Genomic DNA, 24,236 nt, shown 5'->3' on the forward strand with positions numbered 1-24,236 from the left:
ACCCCCCCATGGAGGGCAGTTCCATGTACGCGAAGAGACCCTTCGGATTCAGAAGACCGACAGGCCGAGCCACCACCGCGCTGCTGTCCCTCGCCGCGTTCGCCACCGGTGGGCTCATCGCCGCCGCCCCGTCCGTCTCCGCCGCCCCGTCGGCGCCCGCGCACAGTGCCGCCACCACGACCGCCGCCACCTCGACCGCCACCCAGACCGGCGCCGCCCCCACCCAGCGGCTCTGCGCCCAGGCCACCAAGCCGGGCCGGATGTCCTGCCTGGCCCTGGCCCGTACCGATGTGAAGCAGCACCTCGGCATCAACCCGAACGCCGCGCCGTCCGGCTACGGCCCCACCGACCTCCAGAGCGCCTACGCCCTGCCGTCGGGCGGCTCCGGTGCCACGGTAGCGATCGTCGACGCCTATGACGACCCCAACGCCGAGTCGGACCTGGCCACTTACCGATCGCAGTACGGTCTGCCCGCCTGCACCACGGCCAACGGCTGCTTCAAGAAGGTGGACGAGAACGGCGGCACCAGCTACCCCACGGCCGACTCCGGCTGGGCCGGTGAGATCTCCCTCGACGTCGACATGGTCAGCGCCGTCTGCCCCTCCTGCCACATCCTGCTCGTCGAGGCCAGCCAGCCGTCGATGGCCGACCTGGGCACCGCGGTGAACCGCGCGGTCACCATGGGCGCCAAGTACGTCTCCAACAGCTACGGCGGCAACGAGGACGCCACCGACCCGTCGTCGGACTCCTCGTACTTCAACCACCCCGGTGTCGCCATCACCGTCTCCTCCGGTGACAGCGGCTACGGCGTCGAGTACCCGGCCGCCTCCCAGTACGTGACCTCGGTCGGCGGCACGTCACTGCGTCGCGACAGCAGCGCGCGCGGCTGGTCCGAGTCCGTCTGGGGCACCAGCGCCGGCGGCCAGGGCGCGGGCTCCGGCTGCTCCGCCTACGACCCGAAGCCCTCCTGGCAGAAGGACACCGGCTGCTCGATGCGGTCCGTCGCCGACGTCTCCGCGGTCGCCGACCCGGCCACCGGCCTCGCGGTGTACGACAGTTACCAGGCCAGCGGCTGGAACGTGTACGGCGGCACCAGCGCCTCCTCGCCGATCATCGCGGGCGTCTACGCCCTGGCGGGCACCCCGGCCGCGGGCACCTACCCGGCCTCCTACCCGTACGCCCACCCGTCCGCGCTCAACGACGTGACGTCCGGCGCCAACGGCTCCTGCGGCAACTACCTCTGCCAGGCGGGCCCCGGCTACGACGGCCCGACGGGTCTCGGCACCCCGAACGGCGTCGCGGCCTTCACCGGCGGCACCAGCACCGGCAACACCATCACGGTGAGCAACCCGGGCAACCAGAGCACCCAGATCAACACGGCCGCCTCGCTCCAGATCAAGGCCACGGACTCGGACACCAGCCAGACCCTGACCTATAGCGCCTCGGGTCTGCCGGCCGGTCTGTCCATCAACTCCTCGACCGGTCTGATCTCCGGCACCCCGACGGCCGCCGGCACCTCCAACGTCAGCGTCACCGTCAAGGACGCCACCCAGGCCTCCGGCAGCACCTCGTTCACCTGGACCGTCACCCAGCCCGGCGGCGGCTGCCAGCCCGCCCAACTGCTCGGCAACCCCGGCTTCGAGACCGGTTCCGCCGCGCCCTGGTCCGCCACGGCCGGTGTGATCGACAACAGCAGCAGCGAGCCCGCGCACTCCGGCTCGTGGAAGGCGTGGCTGGACGGCTACGGCACCACCCACACCGACTCGCTCTCGCAGACCGTGACCATCCCGGCCGGCTGCCACGCGAGCCTCAGCTTCTACCTGCACATCGACACCAGCGAGACGACCGCCTCCACCGCCTACGACAAGCTGACGGTGACGGCCGGCTCGACCACCCTGGCGACCTACTCCAACCTCAACAAGAACTCCGGTTACGCGCTGAAGACGTTCGACCTGTCCTCGCTCGCGGGCTCTACGGTGACCATCAAGTTCAACGGCACCGAGGACGTCAGCCTGCAGACGTCGTTCGTCGTCGACGACACGGCACTGAACATCAGCTGATGGACCCCACTGCGGGGTGACGGGGGTGGGCCCGGACTTGGCGGCGCCAAGTCCGGGCCCTTTCCGGTGCGTTCACCGTCTGCGCAGCGCGACGAAGGGGCGCCCGGACGACGTCCAGCGCTGCGCCGCGTACCAGCCGGTGGCGTGCGCGTAGCGGAGCAGCGCGGCGGTGCCGAGCCGGGACCAGGGGAAGCCGGAGCCGAAGGCGCCCCGGCCGTCGGCGACCCGCACCTCGACGCTCTCGTCCACGTCGAACGGCGCCGCCTCCACGATCAACTGGCCCGTGTCATCCACCAGTTGGGCCGCGCGGGCGAGCAGCGCCACCGGGTCGCCGCCGATGCCGACATTGCCGTCGAGGAGCAGCGCGGTCTGCCAGCGGCCCTCGCCCGGCAGCGGGTCGAACACCGAGCGGCACAGCGCGCTGCCGCCCGAGCGCTGGGTGCGCCGGACGGCCTCGGGGCTCACGTCGACGCCGAGGGCGGCCGTGCCGAGCGCCGCGAGTGCCACCACCAGACGCCCCGGCCCGCACCCGATGTCGAGCACGGCGCCGCGACATCGCCGCAGCACGGTCAGATCGGCCGCGTCCGGCGCGGCGCACCACCGCTCCACCTCCAGCGGCAGCAGCCAGCCGTCGTGCCGGTGCAGGAACAGCGGCCCGCGCCCACTGCGGATCGCGTCCGTGTACGGGTCGGCCCGCCAGGCGAGCGCTGCGGGCGTCGGGGCCGCGGTGGTCGCGGCGGTCGTGGTCATCGGGCGGCGCCCTGCCGACCGGCGGCGACCCCGACCCCGGTCCCGGCCGCCACCCGCGCGAACCGTCCGTGCGGTGCCTGGGCCGTCACCTCCCGTACGTCGTCCGCCGTGTCCACGTCCCGCAGCGGCGGGAGTTCACGGACCGTCAGACCCGCGTCGAGCAGCCGCCGCCGCTGGACGGCCCCCGTCTCCGGTACGGACATGGGCACCCCGCGCAGCAGCGCCGGGTCGGGGGCGGTCAGACCCAGCGACCAGAAGCCGCCGTCGGCCGCCGGGCCGAACCACGCCTCGCCCGGCGGCCAGCCGGACAGCGCCGGGGCGAGCAGGGCCGGGGTCACCTGCGGGGTGTCCATCCCGATCAGCAGGGCCGGGCCCGGGTCCAGGCCGAAGGCCGCCGCCAGCCGTTCGTCCAGGCCGCCCGCGCACTGCGGGACGACCTCGATGCCCGGGGGGAGCCAGGGGCCGGGGGCGCCGTCGAGGACCAGGATCCGGCGGCGCGCCGGGGCCGCGAGCACCACGTCGAGCGTGTCGGCGAGCGCCGCCTCGGCGAGCCGGGCGGCCTCCTCGGGCGAGTACGGCGGGGTGAGCCGCGTCTTGACCCGGCCGGGCACCGGCGCCTTGGCGATCACCAGCAGGGCGACCGGCGCACTGCGGGCCGTCACCGGGCGCTCGCCGCGGTGGCCGTCCGGCCGGGCGCGGGCGGCAGGGCCAGCACCGCCCGCATGTCCCGCACGGCGTGCCAGGTGCCCCGCCAGGTACCGGTCACCTTCGACTTCCCCGTACGCGGCAGATACGGCACATCCCGCTCGCGCACCCGCCATCCGGCATCGGAGGCGCGCACCACCATCTCCAGCGGATAGCCGCTGCGCCGGTCGGCGATGCCCAGGTCGAGCAGGGGAGCGCGGCGGGCCGCCCGCAGCGGGCCGAGGTCGTGCAGACGCAGCCCGGTGCGGCGGCGCAGCATCCGGGACAGCGCCAGGTTCCCGGCCCGCGCGTGCGGCGGCCAGGCCCCGCGTGCAGTGGGCCTGCGCCGGCCGAGGACGAGGTCGGCGTCACCGCGGGCCACTTCCCGTACGAAGGAATCCAGGAGAGCGGGCTCGAGCGAGCCGTCGCAGTCGCAGAAGCACACGTACTCGGCCTCGGCCGCGAGCAGCCCGGCGTGGCAGGCCGCGCCGAAGCCGCGCCGGGCCTCGTGCACCACGGTCGCGCCGAGCGCGCGGGCGATGTCGGCCGAGCCGTCGGTCGAGCCGTTGTCGACGACCAGGGCCCGCCAGCCGTCGGGGATCCGGGCCAGCACCCAGGGCAGCGCCTCGGCTTCGTCGAGGCAGGGGAGTACGACGTCCACCGTCGTGGGGATCGAGTCGGTCACGCCCCTCACGGTACGAAGTCGAAGCGGACAAATCGGGACTTCGGCTTCTTACGAAACACGGACGTCCGTGTCGGTCCGCCATCCGGGCACAGACACCGCCTCCGCGCGGGTGCGACGCTTGGCGCATGCAGAACGCTCAGCACCGCATCCTCGTCGTCGACGACGACCCGACCGTGGCCGAGGTCGTCACCGGCTATCTGGAACGCGCCGGGTACCTGGTCGACCATGCCGCCGACGGGCCCGCCGCCCTGCGCACGGCCGGTGCGCGCTGGCCCGACCTGGTCGTCCTCGACCTGATGCTGCCCGGCATGGACGGTCTGGAGGTCTGCCGTACGCTCCGGGGCACCGGACCCGTACCGGTGATCATGCTCACCGCGCGCGGCGACGAGGACGACCGGGTGCTCGGTCTGGAGATAGGGGCGGACGACTACGTGACCAAGCCGTTCAGCCCGCGCGAGCTGGTGCTGCGCGTCGACTCCGTGCTGCGCCGCAGCCGCGCCGTCGCGCCGCCGGGGCCGCGGATCAGCCGCGCGGGCATCGCACTCGACCCGGCCGCCCGCCGCGCGTCCAAGCAGGGCCGCGAACTCGCCCTGACGCTGCGGGAGTTCGACCTCCTGGCCTATCTCATCGGCCACCCGGGCGAGGCCATCACCCGCGAACGCCTGATGCACGACGTGTGGGGCTGGGAGTTCGGCGACCTGTCGACCGTCACGGTCCATGTGCGACGACTGCGCGGCAAGATCGAGGACGACCCGGCCAAGCCTCGGCTGATCCAGACGGTGTGGGGGGTGGGATACCGGTTCGAGGAGGAGCCGGAGCGCGAGGCACTGCCGGAGCAGGGTCCGGCCGGAACGGAATCCTCCGACCCGGTCGCCGGGACGGAAGGCTGACATGCGCGACATCCTCCTCATCGCCGTCTACGCCTTCCTCGGCGCCGGGGCCGCCGGGCTGCTCGGGGCGCTCGCGCTGCGGCTGCTGCGGCACCGGTCCGTCACCGCGTCCCTCGCCGTGGTGGCGGCCGTCGCCGTCACCGCGATGCTCGCCGGGACGCTCGCCGTGGCCTGGGAGATGTTCCTGTCCTCGCACGACCTGAAGGTCGTCACGCTCGTCATCGCCATGGCCGCGGCCGTCTCGCTCGCCACCGCGCTCATCCTGGGCCGTCGGGTCGTCGCCAGCAGCCGTCAACTCGCCCTGGCCGCGCGCTCGTTCGGCGACGGCGGCAGCTTCGCCGAGCCCGAGGGGCCGGCCACCGCCGAACTCGCCGCGCTCAGCCGGGAGCTCGCCGCCACCAGCGCCAAACTGTCCGCGTCCCGCGAGCGCGAACGCGCCCTGGAGACCTCCCGCCGCGAGCTGGTCGCCTGGATCTCGCACGATCTGCGTACCCCGCTCGCGGGGCTCAGAGCCATGGCCGAGGCCCTGGAGGACGGCATGGCCAAGGACCCCGACCGCTACTTCCGCCAGATCCGCACCGAGGTCGAACGCCTCAACGGCATGGTCGGCGACCTCTTCGAGCTCTCCCGCATCCACGCGGGTGCCCTCGCCCTCAACCCGGCCCGGATGTCCGTCCACGACCTGGTCGGCGACGCGCTGGCGGGCGCCGACCCGCTCGCCCGCGAGCACGGCGTACGGCTGGTCGGCGAGCGGGTCGAGCCCGTCCCGGTCGAGGTCGACGGCAAGGAGATGACCCGGGTCCTGGCCAACCTGCTGGTCAACGCGATCCGGCACACCCCGGCCGACGGCACGGTCGCGGTCGCGGCCGAGGCGCGCGCGGAGTCGGTGGTGCTCTCGGTGACGGACGGCTGCGGCGGCATCCCGGACGACGATCTGACCCGCGTCTTCGACACCGGCTGGCGCGGCACCGAGGCCCGCACCCCACCGGGCGGCGCGGGCCTGGGCCTGGCGATCGTGCGCGGCATCGTCGAGGCCCACGCGGGCAGCGCCGCCGTCCACAACGTGCACGGCGGCTGCCGCTTCGAGCTGATACTCCCGGCGGCGCGATCCTGACGAGCCGTCAGGTCTGGGTCACGACAGGTCACACGGTCAGCCGAGAGGTGCCACCGGCCGCAGCTCCGCCCGGGCGAACTCCGTCATCCCCTCCGCGAAGCCCACCGCCGGGCGCCAGCCCAGCTCCTCGCGCAGGCGGGCCGAGTCGGCCGTGATGTGGCGGACGTCGCCGAGCCGGTACTCGCCGGTCACCACCGGCGCCGGGCCGCCGTACGCGTCGGCCAGCGCCCGGGCCATCTCGCCGACCGTGTGCGGGGTCCCGCTGCCCGTGTTGTACGCGGTGAGCGTGCCCGGGGCCCGGTCGCGGACGGCCTCCAGGGCCACCGCGTCCGCCCCGGCCACATCCCGTACATGCACGAAGTCCCGGCGCTGACAGCCGTCCTCGAAGACCCGGGGCGCCTCCCCGCGCGCGAGCGCCGAGCGGAAGAAGGACGCGACACCGGCGTACGGCGTGTCGCGCGGCATCCCCGGCCCGTACACGTTGTGGTAGCGCAGCGACACCGCCCGGCCCCCGGTGGCCCGCGCCCACGCGGCCGCCAGGTGCTCCTGCGCGAGCTTGGTCGTCGCGTACACGTTGCGCGGGTCGACGGGCGCGTTCTCCGTGACCAGACCCGGGGTCAGCGGCGCGTCGCAGTGCGGGCACAGTGGCTCGAACCGGCCCGCCGCCAGCTCCTCGTACGGCCGGGGCCCGGGGCGTACGGGACCGTGGCGCACGCAGTCGTAGCGCCCCTCCCCGTAGACCACCATCGACCCGGCGAGGACCAGGTCCCGCACCTGCGCCTCGGCCATCGCGGCGAGCAGCACCGCCGTGCCCAGGTCGTTGTGGGACACGTAGTCGGGCGCGTCGGCGAAGTCGGTGCCCAGGCCCACCATGGCGGCCTGGTGGCAGACGGCGTCGACGCCGTGCAGCGCCCGGGCGACCGCCGCCGGGTCGCGGACGTCGTCGGCGGGGTCGTCGGCGCGGTCGAGGACGACCGGTTCATGGCCCCGGGAGGAGAGGGCCGAGACGATCTGCGAGCCGATGAAGCCCGCGCCTCCCGTGACAAGTACACGCATAGGGGCGACGCTACGGAGACGGAGTCGCGGATACCGCACTCCACACCGCACCGTCACCGCCTCGTAAGGAGTCCGGTCATGCCCGTTGAGCCGCTGTCGCAGAAGGACATCGAGGACCGCCTGCGTGAACTGCCGGGCTGGTCGCTCTCGGACGGCCAGGACCGCATCGGCCGCACCTACGCACTCGCCTCGCACTTCGCGGCCACCGCGATGGTGATCCATATCGCCCAGATCCAGGACGAGCTGAACCACCACTCGGATCTGACCCTCGGCTACAACACGGTGGCCCTCACGGTGAACTCGCACGACGCGGGCGGCGCGGTCACCGAGAAGGACTTCGAGCTGGCGCACCGGGTGGAGGCGATCGCCTCCGGCCACGGCGCGGGCTGAACCGTCGTGCGGCTGGGTCCGGTCAGGCGTCGAGCATCGAGATGTCGACCCGGCGCAGCCGCTCCAGGTCGGCGAGGATGTTGATCTCGACGATCCTGTCGTCCTGCACGGTGAAGCCGAGCACTGCCATGGCCGTGCCCTGCGGTGCGTTGACCACGCCCATCGCGCCGTTGACCAGCGCCAGCTGGGCGAACTGGGAGTACTGTTTGAAGGACAGCGCGTTCTGGACCACCGCGTGCGCGCCCAGCACCGTCTTGTTCGGGGTGAGCGAGCCGCGCCCGTAGTCGGCGCGCAGCACGATGTCCGGGTCGAGCGTGGCGAGCAGCGCGTCGAAGTCGCCGCCGCGCGCGGCCGTGAGGAACGCGTCGACCACCTTGCGCTGCCGGTTGAGATCCGGGTCCGGGGCGGCCGTGCCCTGGACGCGGCGGCGCGCCCGGCTCGCCAGCTGCCGGGTCGCCGCCGGCGTGCGGTCGACGATCGTCGCGATCTCCTCGAACGGGACGCCGAACATGTCGTGCAGCACGAACGCCAGCCGCTCGGCCGGAGCCAGTGTGTCGAGCACGACCAGCAGCGCGAGCCCGACCGAGTCGGCGAGCAGCGCCTCGTGCTCGGGGTCTATCCGGTCGGGCCGGCTGACGATCGGGTCGGGCACATGGATGTCCAGCGGGTCCTCGCGCCGGGACTGGCGCGAGCGCAGCATGTCCAGGCAGACCCGGGAGACGACCGTCGTCAGCCAGCCGTTGAGGTTCTCCACGCCCGCGCTGGAACTGTCGGCCCGCAACCAGGCTTCCTGGACGGCGTCCTCGGCTTCGCTCAGTGAGCCGAGCATCCGGTAGGCGACCGCCCGCAGGCGCGGCCGGTTCTCCTCGAATCGCTCTGCCAGGGATTCGTTATCGTCCATCGGTCAGATCCTTTGTAGCGCGCGTCGTCAAAAATGCAGTGACAGACAAGAACCTAGTCCGAAGGAATGACTTGGGGACCAACGACAGGCCCCTTATGCCGTAATCAGGTGCTCACTATGGGTGTGGTTTTGATCACGGCTGGTTTCGGTCATCTGGCCGGAGAGCCACTGTCCAGGGGGTTTTCCGCCGGTCTTTGTCCCCTTTAGAGATGCCAGTCGCCGGCCGCCGCCGCGTCCCGCGCGAAGTCAGCGAACGCCTTGGGCTCGCGGCCGAGGACGCGCTTCACACCGTCCGTGGTCGAGGAGTTGTGGCCGTCGAGCAGCGTGGTGAAAAGCCCTGCCAGCCACTCGGCCTCCGGCTCGGCGAGTCCGTACGTCACGAGCAGGCGCGCGTACTCGGCGCCGGAGACCGGAACGTAGCGCACCGCGCGGCCGGTCGCGGCCGAGATCTCCTGGACCACTTCGGTGAACGTGAGCAGCTGAGGTCCCGTCAGCTCGTGGACGGCGCCCGCGTGACCGTCCTCGGTCAGGGCCTTCACGACCACGTCGGCGATGTCGTCCGCGTCCACCCACGGCTCGGCCGTCCCACCCGCCGGGAACGGGATCTCGCCGTACAGCACGCCGTCGGCCATCGCGCCCTCGCTGAAGTTCTGCGCGAAGAACGCGCCGCGGACGACCGTGAAGTCTGTACCTGGCGTGAAAGCCTCGCGCAGCGCGTTCTCCGCGCGCACCGCCTCCGGCTCGCCGCGCCCGGAGAGCAGGACCAGTCGCCGTACCCCGTGCCGCGTGGCCAGGGCGCCGAAGGTGCGCATCGCCTCGACGGCGCCGGGTGCGGCGAGATCCGGGTAGTACGCCACATACGCGGCGTCCGCGCCCGCGAGGGCCGGGCCCCACGTCGACTCGTCCGCCCAGTCGAACCGCACCTCGCCCCGCCGCGACCCGGACCGGACCCGCACGCCGAGCGCGGTCAGCCGCTCGACGACGCGGTGTCCGGTCTTGCCGGTGCCGCTGGTCACCAACACGGTCCGGTCGAGGGCGACTTCGGCCGTGTTCTCCTGAGTGTTCCGCTCGTTGTTCGTCATGCGTCCAGCCTCGCGGGCGGCCGTCGCACTCTCCATGCGTCAGGAACTCAGCCGCATACGTCTGCGTCCACAGGCTTCCGTTTATACGCTGGCCGTCATGGACGCACTGGCCGGACTGCTCGACGGGCCACGGGCCCGCGGGGCCTTTCTGCTGCGGATGGTGATGGAGCCGCCCTGGTCCGTACGGATCGAGGACCGGGCGCCGATCTGCCTGATGTCGATGACCCGGGGCGAGGCGTGGATCGTCCCGGACAGCGGCGAGCCGGTGCTCGCCCGCCCCGGCGAGATCGTCCTCGTGCGCGGCCCCGATCCGTACACCGTCTCGTACGCACCGGACGCCGAGCCGTTCGCCCGGATCGGGCCGGGCGAGGTCTGCACCACGCTGCGCGGCGAGCCGCTGGCGCAGTCGATGGAGCTGGGCGTACGCACCTGGGGCAACGCGCCGGACGGCTCGGCGACGATGCTGATCGGCACGTATCTGATGGAGGGTGAGATCAGCGGGCGGCTGCTCGGCGCGCTGCCGCCGGTGCTGCGGCTGAGCGCCGAGGAGTGGAACTGCTCGCTGATGTCGCTGCTCGACGCGGAGATCTCCAAGGACGAGCCCGGCCAGAGCGTCGTCCTGGACCGGCTGCTCGACCTGCTGTTGATCGCGGTGCTGCGCGCCTGGTTCAACCGTCCGGGCGCCGACGCGCCGGGCTGGTACCGGGCGCTTGGCGACCCGGTGGTCGGGCCCGCGTTGCGGCTGCTCCAGAACGAGCCCGCGCATCCATGGACGGTCGCGGCGCTGGCCGCGCGGTGCGGGGTCTCCCGGGCCGGGCTCGCGCGGCGGTTCGGGGAGCTGGTGGGGGAGCCGCCGATGGCGTACCTCACGGGGTGGCGCCTCGCGCTGGCGGCCGATCTGCTGCGCGAGACGGACGCCACCGTCGAGGCGATCGCCCGCCGGGTCGGCTACGGCGGCGCGTTCGCGCTGAGCGCCGCGTTCAAGCGGGTACGGGGGATCAGTCCCCAGGACCACCGCGCGATTTGCCGGAACGGCAAGGAATCTCCCGGATCGGTGGCCTACGGGGGCAGGGTGGAGCCATGAGCGACATTCACGGCCGCGACGGCCATGACAGCGATGCGAACGGCGGCCACGGTGCGAAGCGCCACGGCCATACGCATGGTCACCACCACGGCACCGGCGATCTCGACTGGGCGACCATGGCGGCGTTCCTGGTGCGCAGCGGCGAGCTGTACTCGTCCATCTACCGCCAGGCCGCGACCTGGATCGGCGAGCAGCGGCCGCTGGGCGAGGTACGCCGCGTCCTCGACATCGGCAGCGGCCCGGGCGTGGTGACCTGCCTGCTCGCCGAGGTGTTCCCGGCCGCTGAGGTCGTCGCCGTCGACGCGAGCCGCGGGCTCTTGGACCATGCGCAGGCGCGCGCGGAACGCCTCGGCCTGGCGGACCGCTTCCATGCGATCGAGGCCGAACTCCCGGACGACATCGACAAGTTGGGCGAGGCCGATCTCATCTGGGCGGGCAACTCGCTGCACCACATCGGCGACCAGCGCGCGGCGCTCGCGCGGTTCGCGGAGCTGCTGCGGCCGGGCGGCACGGTGGCGCTCGTCGAGGGCGGCCTGCCGAGCCGGCATCTGCCGCGCGACATCGGGTTGGGGCAGCCCGGACTCCAGGCGCGCTTCGACGTGGTGGTGGACGAGTGGTTCACCCGGATGCGGGCGGAGCTGCCCGGGGCCAAGGAGGAGACCGAGGACTGGTCGGCGCTGCTCGCGTCCGTCGGCCTCACGCCGACCGGCACCCGCAGCTTCCTGCTCGACCGCCCGGCGCCGCTGGATCCGCAGGTGCGGGAGCAGGTCGTGGCCGACTTCAGCTGGGCGTGGGAGGCGGTCGGGGAGGAGCTGTCGCAGGAGGACCAGGCGGTGGTGCGGCGCCTGCTCGACCCGGCGGACGAGGCGGGTCTGGCGCGGCGCCAGGATGTCTACATGCTGGCCGCGCGCTCGATCCACACGGCGAGGCGGGACGGATAAGGGGTCACTCCTGACGCACGGATGCCGCCGCTCGGGACATCCCGGGCGGCGGCATCGGCGTACTGCTGTACTTCTACCTGAACTCAGTTCCAGTCGAAGTCGTCCGGGTCCGGACCGAGCCGCTGGGACTCGTCGAGCGCGGCGATCGCCGTCATGTCCTCCGTGTCGAGCTCGAAGCCGAACACGTCGAAGTTCTCGGCGATGCGCGAGGGCGTCACCGACTTGGGGATGGCGATGTTGCCGAGCTGGAGGTGCCAGCGCAGCACGACCTGGGCCGGGGTCTTCCCGTACTTCTGTGCGATCGCAACGATCGTCGGGACCTCAAGGAGGCCCTTGCCCTGGCCCAGCGGCGACCAGGCCTCGGTCGCGATGCCGTGCTCGGCGTGGAAGGCGCGGAGCTCGTCCTGGGCGAGCTGCGGGTGCAGCTCGACCTGGTTGACGGCCGGGACGACGCCCGACTCGTCGATGACGCGGCGCAGCTGCGGCTCCTTGAAGTTGGAGACGCCGACCGCCTTGGCGCGGCCGCTCTTGGCGATCTCGCCGAACGCGTTCCAGATCGTCACGTAGTCCTCGCGCATCGCGCGCGGCCAGTGGATCAGATACAGGTCGACGTAGTCGAGGCCGAGCTTCGACAGGGACGCGTCGAACTCGCGCAGCACGCTGTCGCGCGTCCACGTCTCGCGCGCGCTGTTCCACAGCTTCGTGGTGACGAACAGCTCCTCGCGGGCCACCCCGGCCGACGCGATCGCCTTGCCGGTGCCCACTTCGTTCTCGTAGATGGCGGCGGTGTCGATGGACCGGTAACCGGCCTCGATCGCGGTCGTGACCGCCTGCGCGGCCTCGTCGTCCGGCACCTGCCAGACACCGAAACCGAGCTGCGGCATCTCGACGCCGTTGTTGAGGGTGATGGAGGGGACCTTGCTCACGAGCGGTCGATCCTTACGTCGTCGGTCTGGTACTCCCCCCGTCAACGATCACGGCCATCAAACCATTCCCGATCGCGATGCCGCTCGAATTGGCGCGATACGGAGACCTTCTCGGTCCGGACCATTGACCGCGCTCCAACAAGCCGCAACTCTATGGCAGATAGCTGAACGCGGTACACCCTTGTGAACGGCGCACCCAGTCCGGCGCGCGCATGTGCCACATATGGGTCATAAGTCCCCGTGAGGTGACCATGAAGAGAGTCCGCGCCCCCCACGGCGCCCCCCACCGAACTCCCCGCCGGGCCTCTCGGCTGCTCACCGCCGTGGTCGCCGCCACGCTCACGGCGGGCGGCCTCGGCGCGGCCACCGGACCGGCCGCAGCCGTCCAGCCCCGGGCGACCGGGAACCACGACGTACAAACCACCGACTGGTCCGTCGCCATGACGCGCTCGACCATGGCCCGCTACACCCCGTCGTCCATCGGCGGCTGGTCCTACCCCGTCGGCCTCTACCTCTTCGGGCAGTACCAGGTCTATCAGCGCACCCACGACCCCAAGTTGCTCTCGTTCATCAGGAGTTACGTGGACCGGTTCGTGGACGCGTCCGGCGCGATCGGCCAGAGCTTCGACAGCCTCGACAGCATGCAGGCGGGCCGACTCCTGGTGATCCTCCACCACGAGACCGGCCAGGACCGCTACCGCGTCGCCGCCAAGAAGATCCGCGACCGCCTCACCACCTACCCCCGCACCGCCGACGGTGGCTTCTGGCACGCCGACAACAGCAGCCGCGCGCACCAACTCTGGTCGGACGGGGTGTACATGGTGAACCCGTTCCTCGTCGAGTACGGGAAGGAGTTCGGCGACTCCGCGTACACCGACGACGAGGCCGCGAAGCAACTCGCCGTCTACGGCGGTCACTTGCAGGTCTCCAACGGCCTGCTGAGGCATGCGTACGACGAGTCGCGCACCGCGAGCTGGGCCGACAGGAGCACCGGGCTCGCGCCCGAGCACTGGTGCCGGGCGGTCGGGTGGTACGCGATGGCGGTGGTCGAAGTGCTGGACGGGTTACCGGCCGACCACCCCCGGCGCGCGCAGCTGCTCACCTACCTTCGCCACCTCGCCGGTGGTCTGGAGCGCTTCCAGGACCCGAAGACCGGCCGCTGGTTCCAGGTGGTCGACAAGGGGTCCAAGCCCGACAACTGGACCGAGACGTCCTGCTCCAGCATGTTCACGTACGCCCTGGACCGCTCGGTGCGGCAGGGATACATCGACCCGCGCTTCGAGGCGGTCGCCCGGCGCGGCTACCGGGGCGTCCTCGCCAAGGTCTCCCTCGGCCCGGACGGGCGGACCGACCTCACCGACATCTCCATCGGGACCGGGGTGGGGGAGTACGCGTACTACGTCGCGCGCCCCCGGGCGACCAACGACTTCCACGGTCTGGGCGCCTTCCTGATCATGAACGAACAGCTCACCGCGAGGGGGACAGGACGATGACCGCGTCCAGAAGAGCTGTACTCGGCGCCGCGCTCGGCGGCGCGGCCGCCGTCACCACCGGACTGTCCCTGCCCGCCCGGGCCGCGTCCTGGCAGCGGAAGTGGGCGCCGTCCGCCGCCGTCGACGGGCTCAGGGCGTTCGAGACCGTCGAGGACGACCGGGCGAACTCGCACCCGGCCGGGCATCCGCACATCGTCCCCGAGGGCGACAACTTCCGCTTCACCATGCACACCGTCGACCGCGACACCATGACCGACCGACAGCGCCAGGAGGTCACGGGGCTGCGGACCGGCGACACGTATCTGAAGTGGCTGCCCGGCCAGACATGGCGGGTGACGTACTCGATGTACATCCCGAGCTCGCTCAAGGCGACCACCACCTTCACGCACATCATGCAGATGAAGCAGCCCGGCGACGGCAGTTCGCCGATCGTCGTGCAGTCGCTGCGCCGGGTGAACGGGGTCCAGACGATCGAGCTGAACCTGCCGATCTCCGGCACCCTGATCGGGCGCACCGCCCTCGATCCGCTGCACGACACCTGGACCGACGTCGACTTCCAGATCAAGGTCGGTGACGGGACGGCGGGTTCGGTCCGCTGGATCCTCAGCCGGGGCGGCACCACCGTGATCGACAAGGCCAGGTCCGGCGTCGACACGTTCCTGGCCGACCGCGTCCGCCCCAAGTGGGGCATCTACCGCTCGCTCGGCGACACCTCGGGCTCGCTGCAGAACACCTACCTCCTGCTCACGAACCTGCGCGGTTACCAACTCGTCTGAGCCCGGCCTCGGTGTACAACACCCCGTAAGCACACGGGAGTTGAGCGACGCGAGGGATTGACATCGCGCGCTTGAGGCACTGCTATGCCTCGTGGTGGTTAGGAACCTTTCCTAACCACGCATCTCGTCCCCCGAACCTCTCGCCCCCCACGAAAGGACCCCTCATGCACGTCGCCGTATCGCGACGCGGTGCCACGGCCGCCGTCGCCGGTCTCAGTGCTCTGCTCCTCCCGCTCATCGGCGCCCCGGGCAGCAGTGCCGCGCCCCAAACCGGCGCCGCCGCCGGGTCGATGGCCGTCGCCCCGTACGAGTACCTCGGCTGGGGCAACCCGCAGAAGCCCACCGACGTCATGGCGGCCACCGGGGTCAAGTGGTTCACCCTCGCCTTCGTCCTCTCCGACGGCGGCTGCAACCCCAAGTGGGACGGGACGCGGTCGCTCACCGGTGGTTCGGACCAGGCGGCCGTCAACTCCATCCGGGGCGCGGGCGGCGACGTCGTCGTCTCGGTCGGCGGCTGGAGCGGCAACAAGCTCGGCGAGAAGTGTTCCAGCGCGTCCGCGCTGGCCGGCGCCTACCAGAAGGTGATCGGCGCGTACCACCTCAAGGCGCTCGACATCGACATCGAGAACACCGAGTTCTCCAACGCGACCGTGCGCAAGCGGGTCGTGGACGCGCTGAAGATCGTCAAGACGGACAACCCCGGGCTCGTCACCTACGTGACCATGGGCACCACGCCGAACGGGCCCGACGCCAACGGCAAGGACCTCATCAGGAAGGGCGCGGCGGCCGGGTTCGCCAACGACGGCTGGGTGATCATGCCGTTCGACTTCAACGGCCACAGCGGCTCGATGGGTTCGGCGACCGTCAGCGCCCTCGAAGGGCTCAAGGCCGCGGTGAAGAGCGCGTACGGCTATCCCGACGACACCGCGTACCGGCACATCGGTGTGTCGTCGATGAACGGGAAGACGGACGAGGCCGACGAGACCGTCACGACCGGGGACTTCCAGACCATCCTCAATTACGCGCGCCAGCACCACATAGCGCGGTACGCGTTCTGGTCCGTCAACCGGGACCGCCAGTGCGGCTCGGGCGGCTCCGGCGACTCGTGCAGCGGGGTCGCACAGGCGCCGTACGCCTTCACGAAGATCGTCGTCCAGTACATGTGACCGAACAGCGAGGGGGTAGTGGGACGCCCTGTACCGCGACGGCTCAGCGGTACAAGGCGTCCACCTCCACCGTGTAGGCCTCCTCGATCGCGCGTCGCTTGAGTTTCAGCGACGGGGTGAGCAGACCGTGCTCCTCGGTGAACTGATGGGCGAGGATCCGGAACGTACGGATCGACTCCGCTTGCGAGACGAGTGTGTTGGCGGCCACCACCGCGCGCCGCACCTCCATCTCCAGATCCGGGTCCCGGACCAGCTCGGAGGCGGTGAGCGACGGCTTGCCGCGCAGCGAGAGCCAGTGGTCGACGCCCTCCTGGTCGAGGGTGACCAGGGCCGCGATGTACGGGCGGTCGTTGCCGACGACGATGCACTGGGCCACCAGCGGATGCGCCCGGACCCGCTCCTCCAGGGCCACCGGCGAGACGCTCTTGCCGCCGGAGGTCACCAGGATCTCCTTCTTGCGGCCGGTGATGGTCAGATAGCCGTCCTCGTCGAGGGCGCCGATGTCGCCGGTGGCCAGCCAGCCGTCCTTGAGCACGTTCTCGGTCGCCTTGGGCTCGTTGAGGTACCCGGAGAAGATCTGGCCGCCGTGCAGCCACACCTCTCCGTCCTCGGCGATGTGCACGGTGGTGCCCGGCACCGGCTGGCCCACGGTGCCGAACCGGGTGCGCTCGGGCGGGTTGGCGGTGGCGGCGGCTGTGGACTCGGTCAGCCCGTACCCCTCGTAGATCGTGACGCCCGCGCCGGCGAAGAACAGGCCGAGCCGGCGGCCCATGCTGGAGCCGCCGGACATCGCGTGTCGCACCCGCCCGCCCATCGCCTCGCGGACCCTGCCGTACACGACCTTCTCGAAGAACTGGTGCTGCATCCGCAGCGCGGCCGACGGCCCGGGCCCCAGGCCGAACGCCTTCTGCTCCATCGCCTCCGCGTACTTCACGGCGATGTCGACGGCCTTGTCGAACGGGCCGGTCCGCCCCTCCGCCTCGGCTTTCCTGCGGGCCGCGTTGAAGACCTTCTCGAAGATGTACGGGACCGCGAGGATGAAGGTGGGGCGCAGCGACTGGAGGTCGGGGATCAGCGCGGTCGCGGAGAGCGCGGGCTGGTGGCCGAGTTTGACCCGGCCGCGGATCGCCGCGATCTCCACCATCCGCCCGAAGACGTGCGCAAGGGGCAGGAACAGCAGGGTCGTGGCCTCGTCGCCGGGCCGGGAGTGGAAGACCGGCTCCCAGCGGGCCACCATCGTGTCCGCCTCGAACATGAAGTTGGCGTGGGTGATCACACAGCCCTTGGGGCGGCCGGTCGTGCCGGAGGTGTAGATGACGGTCGCGGTCGACTCGGGCGTCACCGCGCGCCGGTGGCGATGGACCACGTCGTCCTCGATCTGCGCGCCCAGCGCGAGGAGTTCGGGCAGCGCGCCCGCGTCCAGCTGCCACAGCCGTTTGAGGTGGGGGAGCCGGTCGATCACCGAGCCGATGGTCATGGCGTGGTCCTCGTGCTCCACCACGCACGCCGTGACCTCGGAGTCATGGAGCATCCAGAAGACCTGCTCGGCGGAGGAGGTCGGATAGATGGGCACCGGCTGGGCGCCGATGGACCACAGCGCGAAGTCGAACAGCGTCCACTCGTACCGTGTACGGGCCATGATCGCGACCCGGTCGGCGAACCGCACCCCGTCCGCGATCAGGCCCTTGGCGAGCGCGAACACCTCGTCGCGGAACTGTCCGGAGGTCACGTCCTGCCACTGGCCCGAGGCGTCCTTGCGCGCCAGCGCGACCCGGTGCGGGTCGTCCAGGGCATGGTCGTACACGACATCCGCCAGCCCGCCGACGTGAGGCGCCGTCGCCATGGGTGGGACAGTGAACTCGCGCAATACCTTGCTCCTTGTGGCGCTCCGCACAGCGCCGGTGACGGTACCCCACCCGGGGTGGAGACGGGAGGGGCGTCGAGGAATGCGCGCAAGTGCGAGTGTGTCCGGTATCACCACAGGTCAACACAGGGAGCGGGCCCATGTCGGGGCCGCTCCGGCCCTTTTCTGACCCTGGGGTCAGGTTCGGGCGAGTTTTTCTCCACCGAATCTGTACGAGCTGGTCACGCCCGCTCTACCGGGACCGGAGCATTGGTACGGACTTGCACGGGCGGCGCCGACGGGGTGCGCACCAGGGCGAACACCGCGAGGGCGGCCACCACGGCGAGCGAGCCCGCCGCCACCGCGCCCCAGTTCAGGCCGGTCGCGAACGCGGAGTGCAGCGCCTCGTCCGGGACCCTGCCGCGCAGTGCGCCCGCCGCGCCGCCCGCGAGCGCGCGGGCCTGCTCGTCGCTGTGCAGCGAGTCGGTCATGCGGCTGGTGACGAGGGTGCCGAACACCGCGATGCTCACCGCGTAGCCGAGCTGGCGCACCGAGTTCATCGCGCCGGTCGCCATCCCGCTGCTGCGCTGCGGCACCGAGGCGAGCGCGGCGGAGGCCAGCGCGGGACTGACCAGGCCGACGCCGATGCCGGTCACGATGAGACCGGCCACCAGGGACTTCCAGTCGGAGCCCGAGTCGAGCAGCGCCTGGCCGAACATGCCGAGGCCGATGAGCAGCAGCCCGAGGCAGAGCAGCAGCCGCTGCGAGACACCGTGCAGGAACCGCCCGCCGAGCGCCGAGGTCGCGAACGACGCGAGCGCCAGCGGCACCAGCGCCAGACCACCGGTCACCGGGCTCATCCCGAGCAGCGTCTGGAGCCAGATCGAGGTGTACGGGAGCACACCGAACGCCGCCGCGTTCAGGGCGACGGCCGCCACCAGGACGCCCACGAACGCCGGGCGCCGCAGCAGCGACAGATCCATCAGCGGCCGGGCCGCGCGACGCTCGGCGACGACGAAGACGAGCAGCGCGAGCGCCGACACCGCGAAGGACACCAGCGTGCGCGTGGCTCCCCAGCCGTCGGTTCCCGCGTTGACCGCCCCGTACGTGAGCGATCCGGCGAACAGCGCGAAGAGCACCGTGCCCGCCCAGTCGATGCGGCCGCCCGCCGGGTTCTTCGACTCCGGTACCACCCGGATCGTCAGCCACACCGCGGCCGCGCTCACCGGAAGGTTGACGAAGAATATCCAGCGCCAGCCGAACCCCTCGGTGAGCAGCCCGCCCAGGATCGGGCCGAGCGCCGCCGCCGCGCCGTTGACCGCGCCCCACACACCGAGCGCGACCGAGCGGTCGCGGCCCTGGTAGGCGGCGCCGAGCAGCGGCAGCGTGGTGGCGAACATCGCGGCCGCGCCGACGCCCTGGAGCGCCCGCATGGTGATCAGTACCCCGGAGCTGTCGGCGAGGCCGCAGGCGAGCGAGGAGAGCGCGAACAGGACCGTGCCCGCCGCGTAGAACTTCCGCCGTCCGGCCACATCGGCGCCCGCGCCCGCACCGAGCAGCAGCGCGGCGAGCGCCAGCGCGTACACGTCGATCACCCACTGCAGGCTCGACAGCGAGGCGTCCAGCGAACTCGCCATGTCCGGCAGTGCCACCGTCACGATGGTGACGTCCAGGAGAAGCATGAACGTTCCCAGACAGACCGCGACCAGCGGCCCCCACTTGCGCATTTCCAGACCCTCCGACTCTTTCGTTGACGTCCCGTACGATCGGTTCCGTACGGAAGGAATTGCCACCCAATTCGTCCGTCGCGCAGGAATCCGACATCGAAAGGGCCAGGACCGGTGGATTCACCCGAGTTCGACGAGCTGGATCTACGGCTGGTCAACGCGCTGCAACTGGACGGCCGGGCCCCTTTCAGCCGGATCGCGGCCGTGCTCGGCGTCTCCGACCAGACCGTGGCCCGCCGCTACCGGCGGCTGTACGCCGAGGGCGAGCTGCGGGTCGTCGCGGTCCGCGACCTCGAACGGTTCGGCCACGACCACTGGATGCTGCGATTGCGCTGCACCCCGGACGCGTCCGTCTCCATCGCCACGGCGCTGGCGCGGCGCCCCGACACCAAGTGGATCGGGCTCACCTCCGGCGGCACCGAAGTGGTCTGCACGACCGAGTCCCGCAGGCCCGAGGACCATGAGGCGCTGCTGCTCGGCAAGCTGCCGCGGACCCCGAGCATCGTCGAGATCGGCGCCCACCAGCTGCTCCACACCTTCTACGGCGGCCCGCTCGGCTGGTTCGCCAAGGGCCCGGCACTGACGGCCGAGGAGAGCGCGGCGCTGCGGCCCGCGCCCGTGGAACCGGCCGAGGGGCCGCCCGAGCCACTCCGGCTCGACGCGGCGGACGAGGCGCTGATCGCGGCCCTGGAGCAGAACGGCCGCGCGGGCTACCCCGAGCTCCAGAAGGCCACCGGCCGCTCCGAGTCGGCCGTCAAGCGCCGCCTTGACCAACTGCTGCGCTCCGGCGCCCTGTTCATCGACGTCGAGTTCGACTCGGTCCGGTTCGGCTACCGCAGCAAGGCGATGCTGTGGATCACGGTCGCTCCCTCGGCGCTCGCCTCGGTGGGCGCGGCCCTCGCCTCCCACTCCGAGATCCCCTTCGCCGCCGCGACCTCGGGTCCCTCCAACATCGTCGCCGTCGTCATCTGCCGCGAACCCGCCGAGCTCTACACGTATCTCAGCGAGAAGCTCGGCACCCTGGAGGGCGTCCAGCACGTCGAGACCTCGCCACTGCTGCGCCAGGTCAAGCGGCTGACGTACGCGGGCTGACCCCGCCCGCCAGGATCGCCGCCGCCAGCGCGTCCGCCGCTTCCTGCGCCTGCGGGCGCCGCCTGCCGTGCAGCAGCACGAAGTCCACCCCGCCGAGCTCCGGCAGCCCCGACCTCGGCGGCAGCGGCGCCAGACCCGGCGGGACCAGGCCGCGTGTGTGGGCCATGACGCCGAGCCCCGCGCGGGCCGCCGCGACGAGTCCGCTGAGGCTGCCGCTCGTACAGGCGATGCGCCAGGCGCGACCGTGCTCCTCCAGGACCTCAAGGGCGCGGGCCCGGGTGATGCCCGGCGGCGGGAAGAGGATCAGCGGCACCGGACGGTCGGGGTCCAGGCGCAGCCCGGGCGCGCCGATCCAGCACAGCGTGTCCTGCCAGACCAGTTCGCCGTGGGTGTCGCCCGGGCGGCGCTTGGCCAGGACGAGGTCGAGGCGGCCCGCCTCCAGGCGGCGGTGCAGGGTGCCGGAGAGCTCGACCGTCAGCTCCAGGTCGACCTCCGGGTGCTCGCGGCGGAACGCCTCCAGGATCTCGGGGAGCCGGGTGAGCACGAAGTCCTCGGACGCGCCGAACCGCAGTCGGCCGCGCAGCCGGGTGCCGGTGAAGTAGGCGGCCGCCCGCTCGTGGGCGGCCAGGATCGTCCGGGCGAAGCCGAGCATCGCCTCGCCGTCCTCGGTCAGCCGCACGCTGTGGGTGTCCCGGCTGAACAGCGGCCGCCCGGTCGCGTCCTCCAGACGCCGTACGTGCTGGCTGACGGTGGACTGGCGCAGCCCGAGCCGCCGCGCGGCCTGCGTGAAGCTCAGGGTCTGCGCGACGGCCAGAAAGGTCCGCAGCTGCTGGGGCTCATACACGTACAAGACGTTATCGCGGAACGTGATGACAGTCAGAGTGGTGTACGGGATTCCCGATTGCCCCGGGGAGATGAATGATCGAGAGGTCACGATCCGACCGCACGCCGCACGCCGCACGCCGTACGCATCACGCCCTGAGCCGACACTCGGCCCGACCCGAAGTGGAGCCATGAACCGCCGCATCCCGCAGTTGCCGTCCTGGCTGCCGATCGATCCGTTCATCCTGACGCTGATCGCCACCGTGGCCCTGGCGGCGCTGCTGCCCGTCTCCGGCGGGGCCGCACATGTGGCGAGCGGCGCCTCCACCGGGGCGGTCTCGCTGCTCTTCTTCCTGTACGGGGCCCGGCTCTCCACCCGGGAGGCGATGGACGGCCTGCGCCACTGGCGGCTCCATGTGACCGTACTGGCCTGTACGTTCGTGCTCTTCCCGCTGCTCGGGCTCGCCGCGCGCGGGCTGGTGCCGGGGGTGCTGACCCCGGACCTCTACCACGGGTTCCTGTTCCTGTGCCTGGTCCCGTCGACCATCCAGTCGTCGATCGCCTTCACCTCGATCGCGGGCGGAAACGTGCCCGCCGCGATCTGCGCCGGATCCTTCTCCAGCCTCGCCGGGATCTTCGTGACCCCGCTGCTCGCGGCGCTGCTCCTTGGCGGCAGCGGGGGCGGCGTCTCGGCCGACTCGATGGTGAAGATCGCGCTCCAGCTGCTCGTGCCGTTCGTGGCGGGCCAGCTGCTGCGCCCGTGGGTGGGTGGTTTTCTCACCCGGCACAAGAAGGTCCTGGGCCTGGTGGACCGGGGCTCGATCCTGCTCGTCGTCTACACCGCGTTCAGCGAGGGCATGGTCCGGGGCATCTGGCACCAGGTGAGCCCGGCCCGCCTGGGCGCGCTGCTCCTCGCCGAGGCGGTGCTGCTCGCCGTGATGCTGGCGGCCAGCTGGTACGGGGCGAAGCGGCTCGGCTTCGAGCGGGGCGACCGGATCGCGATCCAGTTCGCCGGTTCGAAGAAGAGCCTGGCGTCGGGGCTGCCCATGGCCAGCGTCCTGTTCGGCGCCCAGGCCTCGCTCGCGGTGCTGCCGCTGATGCTCTTCCATCAGATGCAGCTGATGGTGTGCGCGGTCCTCGCGAAGCGGCGCGCGGCCGAGCGGACCGCGCAACCGGTGCGCCCCGCGCCGGTCCTCGCGCCCCGCCGCTGACCGGTCACGCCGTGCCGGTGACGAGCACCACCTTGCCCAAGTTCCGCCGGGAGTCGATGAGTTCATGCGCCCGGGCGGCCTCCTCCAGCGGCAGCTCGGCGTGGACGGCCGCGCGGATCGTGCCCGCGCGGTGCAGGGCCCACAGCTCGTCGCGCCATGTGGCGTACAACTCGGGCTGGTTGCGGGCGATCAGCGCCATCTGGAACCCGATGACCGACTTGGCGCCGACCAGCAGGTCATAGGCCGCGACCGTGCCGCCGCCCGAGCTGAAGGCGACCAGCCGGCCGCCGGGCGCGAGTGCTTTCACCGCAGGGGTGAGAAGGTCGCCGCCGACGCCGTCGAGGACGATGTCGACCGGCTCGCCCCAGGACTCGTCGCCGTACACCACGACTTCGTCGGCGCCCATCTGCCGTACGAAGTCCGCCTTGTCGGCGGAGCTCACGGCGGCGACGACCCGGCGTGCGCCGCCCGCCTTCGCCAGCTGGAGCGCGATCTGGCCGACCGCGCTCGCCGCCGCCGTCACCAGGACGGACTCGCCCGGCCGCGGCCGCGCCGCCTCGTACGCACCCCGCGCCACCAGCCCGCTGCGCACCAGCGCGACCGCTTCGACGGCGGACGCGTGGTCCGGGATGTGCGAGGCCATGGACTCGTGGAGGACGGCGATGTCGGCGTACCCGTGCGAGAAGCAGAGGCCGGTCACCCGGTCGCCGGGGGTGAAGGCGGTGACGCCCTCGCCGACCGCCGTCACCGTCCCGGCGAGCTCGCCGCCGAGCGGGACGGGCGCGCTGCCCTCGCGGACCTTGCGGACGACGGGCAGGGTGACGCCGACGGCGTCGACACGGACGAGGAGTTCGCCGGGGCCGGGCGCGGGGGCCGCGACATCCTCGACGAACAGGACCTCGGGACCGCCGTTGACCTCGAAGCGAACACGACGCATGGACCCTCCCAGGGTGGATGGAGAACTCGTTGGGAGTCCCAACGGTATACGCGAAGTCGTTGGGAAGTCCAATGGTTTCTGGGTAAGGTCGGCACCGTGACCCGACGTGCTGACTCCGCCGAAACCGACTCGCTCCCCGCGCTCCAGCGCATCCAGACCCTGCCGAGCTGGCTGCTCGGCCGCGTCGCCACCCGGGGCCGCGCCCTGGTCGCCGATGCCATCGCCGTCGAGGGCGCCAAGATGTGGCACCACGCGGTGCTCGCCGCCGTCTGCGAGTACGGGCCCATCGCGCAGGCCGAGCTCGGGCGGCGGATCTCGCTCGACCCCAAGGACCTGGTCGGCTTCCTCAACGACCTTCAGGCCGAGGGATACGTGATGCGTAAGCCGGACCCGGACGACCGCCGCAAGAACGCGGTGTCGGTGACGAAGGCGGGGGAGCGGATGCTGGCGCGGTGCGCGGCGGCGGCGGACCGGGCCAACGAGGAACTGCTCGCGCCGTTGAGCGCGGCCGAGCGCAAGCAACTGATGGAGCTGTTGCGCAGGATCGGCGGTACGGAGGTCTAGGGCCGCTACCGGCGACAGGGGCGCACCCCGCCGGTCAGGCCC

23 protein-coding genes are annotated in these 24,236 nt (G+C 71.8%); 12 read left to right on the top strand and 11 right to left on the bottom strand.

Translation table 11 applies throughout. The features are described from left to right. Window positions 1-23: 23 nt before the first annotated feature. Window positions 24-2,060: a putative Ig domain-containing protein gene (locus tag BG418_RS04800; protein WP_188272417.1), complete on the top strand. Its 2,037-nt coding sequence runs from the start codon at window positions 24-26 to the stop codon at window positions 2,058-2,060. A gap of 72 nt (window positions 2,061-2,132) precedes the next feature. Here BG418_RS04800 and BG418_RS04805 read toward each other — a convergent pair whose 3' ends face one another. From BG418_RS04805 to BG418_RS04815, 3 genes are read right to left on the bottom strand one after another with little or no spacing between them, the layout of a single operon-like run. Next, on the bottom strand, window positions 2,133-2,810 hold the full coding sequence (locus BG418_RS04805; RefSeq protein WP_188272418.1) for a methyltransferase domain-containing protein: 678 nt from the start codon (window positions 2,808-2,810) through the stop codon (window positions 2,133-2,135). After that, the gene (locus BG418_RS04810) at window positions 2,807-3,472 is read right to left on the bottom strand and encodes a DUF2064 domain-containing protein (RefSeq protein WP_317453504.1); all 666 of its coding nucleotides are present in this window, start codon (window positions 3,470-3,472) and stop codon (window positions 2,807-2,809) included. Before BG418_RS04810 ends, BG418_RS04805 begins: the two co-directional genes overlap by 4 nt. Next, the gene (locus tag BG418_RS04815; RefSeq protein ID WP_188272419.1) at window positions 3,469-4,179 is read right to left on the bottom strand and encodes a glycosyltransferase family 2 protein; all 711 of its coding nucleotides are present in this window, start codon (window positions 4,177-4,179) and stop codon (window positions 3,469-3,471) included. Before BG418_RS04815 ends, BG418_RS04810 begins: the two co-directional genes overlap by 4 nt. Window positions 4,180-4,304: 125 nt before the next feature. On the opposite strand from BG418_RS04815, the gene BG418_RS04820 reads away from it, so the two are divergent. Both BG418_RS04820 and BG418_RS04825 read left to right on the top strand, forming a co-directional pair. Continuing rightward, a complete protein-coding gene (locus BG418_RS04820) occupies window positions 4,305-5,069 on the top strand; it encodes a response regulator transcription factor (protein WP_188272420.1) in 765 nt (254 codons plus the stop codon). Between the two features lies 1 nt (window position 5,070). Continuing rightward, window positions 5,071-6,183 carry a sensor histidine kinase KdpD gene (locus BG418_RS04825; RefSeq protein ID WP_188272421.1) on the top strand — a complete coding sequence of 371 codons (1,113 nt, stop codon included), beginning with the start codon at window positions 5,071-5,073 and terminating at the stop codon, window positions 6,181-6,183. Window positions 6,184-6,219: 36 nt separating this feature from the next. On the opposite strand, the gene BG418_RS04830 is transcribed toward BG418_RS04825, so the two are convergent. Further along, entirely contained in the window at window positions 6,220-7,239 is a 1,020-nt protein-coding gene (locus tag BG418_RS04830) for an NAD(P)-dependent oxidoreductase (RefSeq protein ID WP_188272422.1), read from the bottom strand. 78 nt (window positions 7,240-7,317) lie between these two features. Between BG418_RS04830 and BG418_RS04835 the strand changes: the two genes are divergently transcribed. Continuing rightward, a complete protein-coding gene (locus BG418_RS04835; RefSeq protein WP_188272423.1) occupies window positions 7,318-7,629 on the top strand; it encodes a 4a-hydroxytetrahydrobiopterin dehydratase in 312 nt (103 codons plus the stop codon). A 22-nt stretch (window positions 7,630-7,651) separates the two neighbouring features. Here BG418_RS04835 and BG418_RS04840 read toward each other — a convergent pair whose 3' ends face one another. Together BG418_RS04840 and BG418_RS04845 are read right to left on the bottom strand one after the other, a co-directional pair. Continuing rightward, window positions 7,652-8,530, bottom strand: a complete 879-nt coding sequence (locus BG418_RS04840; protein ID WP_188272424.1) for a sigma-70 family RNA polymerase sigma factor — start codon at window positions 8,528-8,530, stop codon at window positions 7,652-7,654. Window positions 8,531-8,733: 203 nt separating this feature from the next. Then, entirely contained in the window at window positions 8,734-9,612 is an 879-nt protein-coding gene (locus tag BG418_RS04845; protein ID WP_188272425.1) for an NmrA family NAD(P)-binding protein, read from the bottom strand. A gap of 97 nt (window positions 9,613-9,709) precedes the next feature. Between BG418_RS04845 and BG418_RS04850 the strand changes: the two genes are divergently transcribed. Together BG418_RS04850 and BG418_RS04855 are read left to right on the top strand one after the other, a co-directional pair. Further along, window positions 9,710-10,696, top strand: coding sequence for an AraC family transcriptional regulator (locus BG418_RS04850; protein ID WP_188272426.1), 987 nt, complete (start codon window positions 9,710-9,712; stop codon window positions 10,694-10,696). After that, window positions 10,693-11,637: a trans-aconitate 2-methyltransferase gene (locus BG418_RS04855; protein WP_188272427.1), complete on the top strand. Its 945-nt coding sequence runs from the start codon at window positions 10,693-10,695 to the stop codon at window positions 11,635-11,637. Before BG418_RS04850 ends, BG418_RS04855 begins: the two co-directional genes overlap by 4 nt. Before the next feature lie 83 nt (window positions 11,638-11,720). Here BG418_RS04855 and BG418_RS04860 read toward each other — a convergent pair whose 3' ends face one another. Continuing rightward, on the bottom strand, window positions 11,721-12,563 hold the full coding sequence (locus BG418_RS04860; RefSeq protein ID WP_188272428.1) for an aldo/keto reductase: 843 nt from the start codon (window positions 12,561-12,563) through the stop codon (window positions 11,721-11,723). A 251-nt stretch (window positions 12,564-12,814) separates the two neighbouring features. On the opposite strand from BG418_RS04860, the gene BG418_RS04865 reads away from it, so the two are divergent. From BG418_RS04865 to BG418_RS04875, 3 genes are all read left to right on the top strand, one after another. Next, window positions 12,815-14,056: a glycoside hydrolase family 105 protein gene (locus BG418_RS04865; RefSeq protein ID WP_188272429.1), complete on the top strand. Its 1,242-nt coding sequence runs from the start codon at window positions 12,815-12,817 to the stop codon at window positions 14,054-14,056. After that, a complete protein-coding gene (locus BG418_RS04870) occupies window positions 14,053-14,832 on the top strand; it encodes a Tat pathway signal sequence domain protein (protein WP_188272430.1) in 780 nt (259 codons plus the stop codon). The genes BG418_RS04865 and BG418_RS04870 overlap by 4 nt, the downstream gene beginning before the upstream one ends. Before the next feature lie 164 nt (window positions 14,833-14,996). Further along, window positions 14,997-15,998 (top strand): chitinase, encoded by a 1,002-nt coding sequence (locus BG418_RS04875; RefSeq protein ID WP_188272431.1) that lies wholly within the window; start codon window positions 14,997-14,999, stop codon window positions 15,996-15,998. 43 nt (window positions 15,999-16,041) lie between these two features. Here BG418_RS04875 and BG418_RS04880 read toward each other — a convergent pair whose 3' ends face one another. Continuing rightward, a complete protein-coding gene (locus tag BG418_RS04880) occupies window positions 16,042-17,841 on the bottom strand; it encodes a long-chain fatty acid--CoA ligase (RefSeq protein ID WP_188272432.1) in 1,800 nt (599 codons plus the stop codon). Between the two features lie 242 nt (window positions 17,842-18,083). Next, window positions 18,084-19,568, bottom strand: a complete 1,485-nt coding sequence (locus tag BG418_RS04885) for a DHA2 family efflux MFS transporter permease subunit (RefSeq protein ID WP_188272433.1) — start codon at window positions 19,566-19,568, stop codon at window positions 18,084-18,086. 114 nt (window positions 19,569-19,682) lie between these two features. On the opposite strand from BG418_RS04885, the gene BG418_RS04890 reads away from it, so the two are divergent. After that, window positions 19,683-20,660, top strand: coding sequence for an Lrp/AsnC family transcriptional regulator (locus BG418_RS04890; RefSeq protein ID WP_188272434.1), 978 nt, complete (start codon window positions 19,683-19,685; stop codon window positions 20,658-20,660). On the opposite strand, the gene BG418_RS04895 is transcribed toward BG418_RS04890, so the two are convergent. Beyond that, window positions 20,635-21,504: a LysR substrate-binding domain-containing protein gene (locus BG418_RS04895; RefSeq protein ID WP_317453505.1), complete on the bottom strand. Its 870-nt coding sequence runs from the start codon at window positions 21,502-21,504 to the stop codon at window positions 20,635-20,637. The two genes, BG418_RS04890 and BG418_RS04895, sit on opposite strands and share 26 nt — an antisense overlap. A gap of 169 nt (window positions 21,505-21,673) precedes the next feature. Here BG418_RS04895 and BG418_RS04900 point away from each other — a divergent pair, with 169 nt between their 5' ends. Continuing rightward, a complete protein-coding gene (locus BG418_RS04900; protein ID WP_188272436.1) occupies window positions 21,674-22,693 on the top strand; it encodes a bile acid:sodium symporter family protein in 1,020 nt (339 codons plus the stop codon). Between the two features lie 4 nt (window positions 22,694-22,697). Here BG418_RS04900 and BG418_RS04905 read toward each other — a convergent pair whose 3' ends face one another. After that, the gene (locus BG418_RS04905) at window positions 22,698-23,630 is read right to left on the bottom strand and encodes a zinc-binding dehydrogenase (protein ID WP_188272437.1); all 933 of its coding nucleotides are present in this window, start codon (window positions 23,628-23,630) and stop codon (window positions 22,698-22,700) included. A gap of 96 nt (window positions 23,631-23,726) precedes the next feature. On the opposite strand from BG418_RS04905, the gene BG418_RS04910 reads away from it, so the two are divergent. Further along, window positions 23,727-24,194, top strand: a complete 468-nt coding sequence (locus BG418_RS04910) for a MarR family winged helix-turn-helix transcriptional regulator (protein WP_188272438.1) — start codon at window positions 23,727-23,729, stop codon at window positions 24,192-24,194. Window positions 24,195-24,236: the final 42 nt, after the last annotated feature.

Origin of the sequence: Streptomyces sp. CBMA152, from assembly GCF_014596475.1 — a bacterium.
Classification (GTDB): domain Bacteria; phylum Actinomycetota; class Actinomycetes; order Streptomycetales; family Streptomycetaceae; genus Streptomyces.

What these genes read in the sequence shown, in the direction of transcription:
- BG418_RS04800 (WP_188272417.1), top strand. Translation starts at nt 24, where the DNA reads ATGTACGCGAAGAGACCCTTCGGATTCAGAAGACCGACAGGCCGAGCC.
- BG418_RS04805 (WP_188272418.1), bottom strand. Translation starts at nt 2,810, where the DNA reads ATGACCACGACCGCCGCGACCACCGCGGCCCCGACGCCCGCAGCGCTC.
- BG418_RS04820 (WP_188272420.1), top strand. Translation starts at nt 4,305, where the DNA reads ATGCAGAACGCTCAGCACCGCATCCTCGTCGTCGACGACGACCCGACC.
- BG418_RS04825 (WP_188272421.1), top strand. Translation starts at nt 5,071, where the DNA reads ATGCGCGACATCCTCCTCATCGCCGTCTACGCCTTCCTCGGCGCCGGG.
- BG418_RS04830 (WP_188272422.1), bottom strand. Translation starts at nt 7,239, where the DNA reads ATGCGTGTACTTGTCACGGGAGGCGCGGGCTTCATCGGCTCGCAGATC.
- BG418_RS04835 (WP_188272423.1), top strand. Translation starts at nt 7,318, where the DNA reads ATGCCCGTTGAGCCGCTGTCGCAGAAGGACATCGAGGACCGCCTGCGT.
- BG418_RS04840 (WP_188272424.1), bottom strand. Translation starts at nt 8,530, where the DNA reads ATGGACGATAACGAATCCCTGGCAGAGCGATTCGAGGAGAACCGGCCG.
- BG418_RS04845 (WP_188272425.1), bottom strand. Translation starts at nt 9,612, where the DNA reads ATGACGAACAACGAGCGGAACACTCAGGAGAACACGGCCGAAGTCGCC.
- BG418_RS04850 (WP_188272426.1), top strand. Translation starts at nt 9,710, where the DNA reads ATGGACGCACTGGCCGGACTGCTCGACGGGCCACGGGCCCGCGGGGCC.
- BG418_RS04855 (WP_188272427.1), top strand. Translation starts at nt 10,693, where the DNA reads ATGAGCGACATTCACGGCCGCGACGGCCATGACAGCGATGCGAACGGC.
- BG418_RS04865 (WP_188272429.1), top strand. Translation starts at nt 12,815, where the DNA reads ATGAAGAGAGTCCGCGCCCCCCACGGCGCCCCCCACCGAACTCCCCGC.
- BG418_RS04870 (WP_188272430.1), top strand. Translation starts at nt 14,053, where the DNA reads ATGACCGCGTCCAGAAGAGCTGTACTCGGCGCCGCGCTCGGCGGCGCG.
- BG418_RS04875 (WP_188272431.1), top strand. Translation starts at nt 14,997, where the DNA reads ATGCACGTCGCCGTATCGCGACGCGGTGCCACGGCCGCCGTCGCCGGT.
- BG418_RS04880 (WP_188272432.1), bottom strand. Translation starts at nt 17,841, where the DNA reads ATGGCGACGGCGCCTCACGTCGGCGGGCTGGCGGATGTCGTGTACGAC.
- BG418_RS04885 (WP_188272433.1), bottom strand. Translation starts at nt 19,568, where the DNA reads ATGCGCAAGTGGGGGCCGCTGGTCGCGGTCTGTCTGGGAACGTTCATG.
- BG418_RS04900 (WP_188272436.1), top strand. Translation starts at nt 21,674, where the DNA reads ATGAACCGCCGCATCCCGCAGTTGCCGTCCTGGCTGCCGATCGATCCG.
- BG418_RS04905 (WP_188272437.1), bottom strand. Translation starts at nt 23,630, where the DNA reads ATGCGTCGTGTTCGCTTCGAGGTCAACGGCGGTCCCGAGGTCCTGTTC.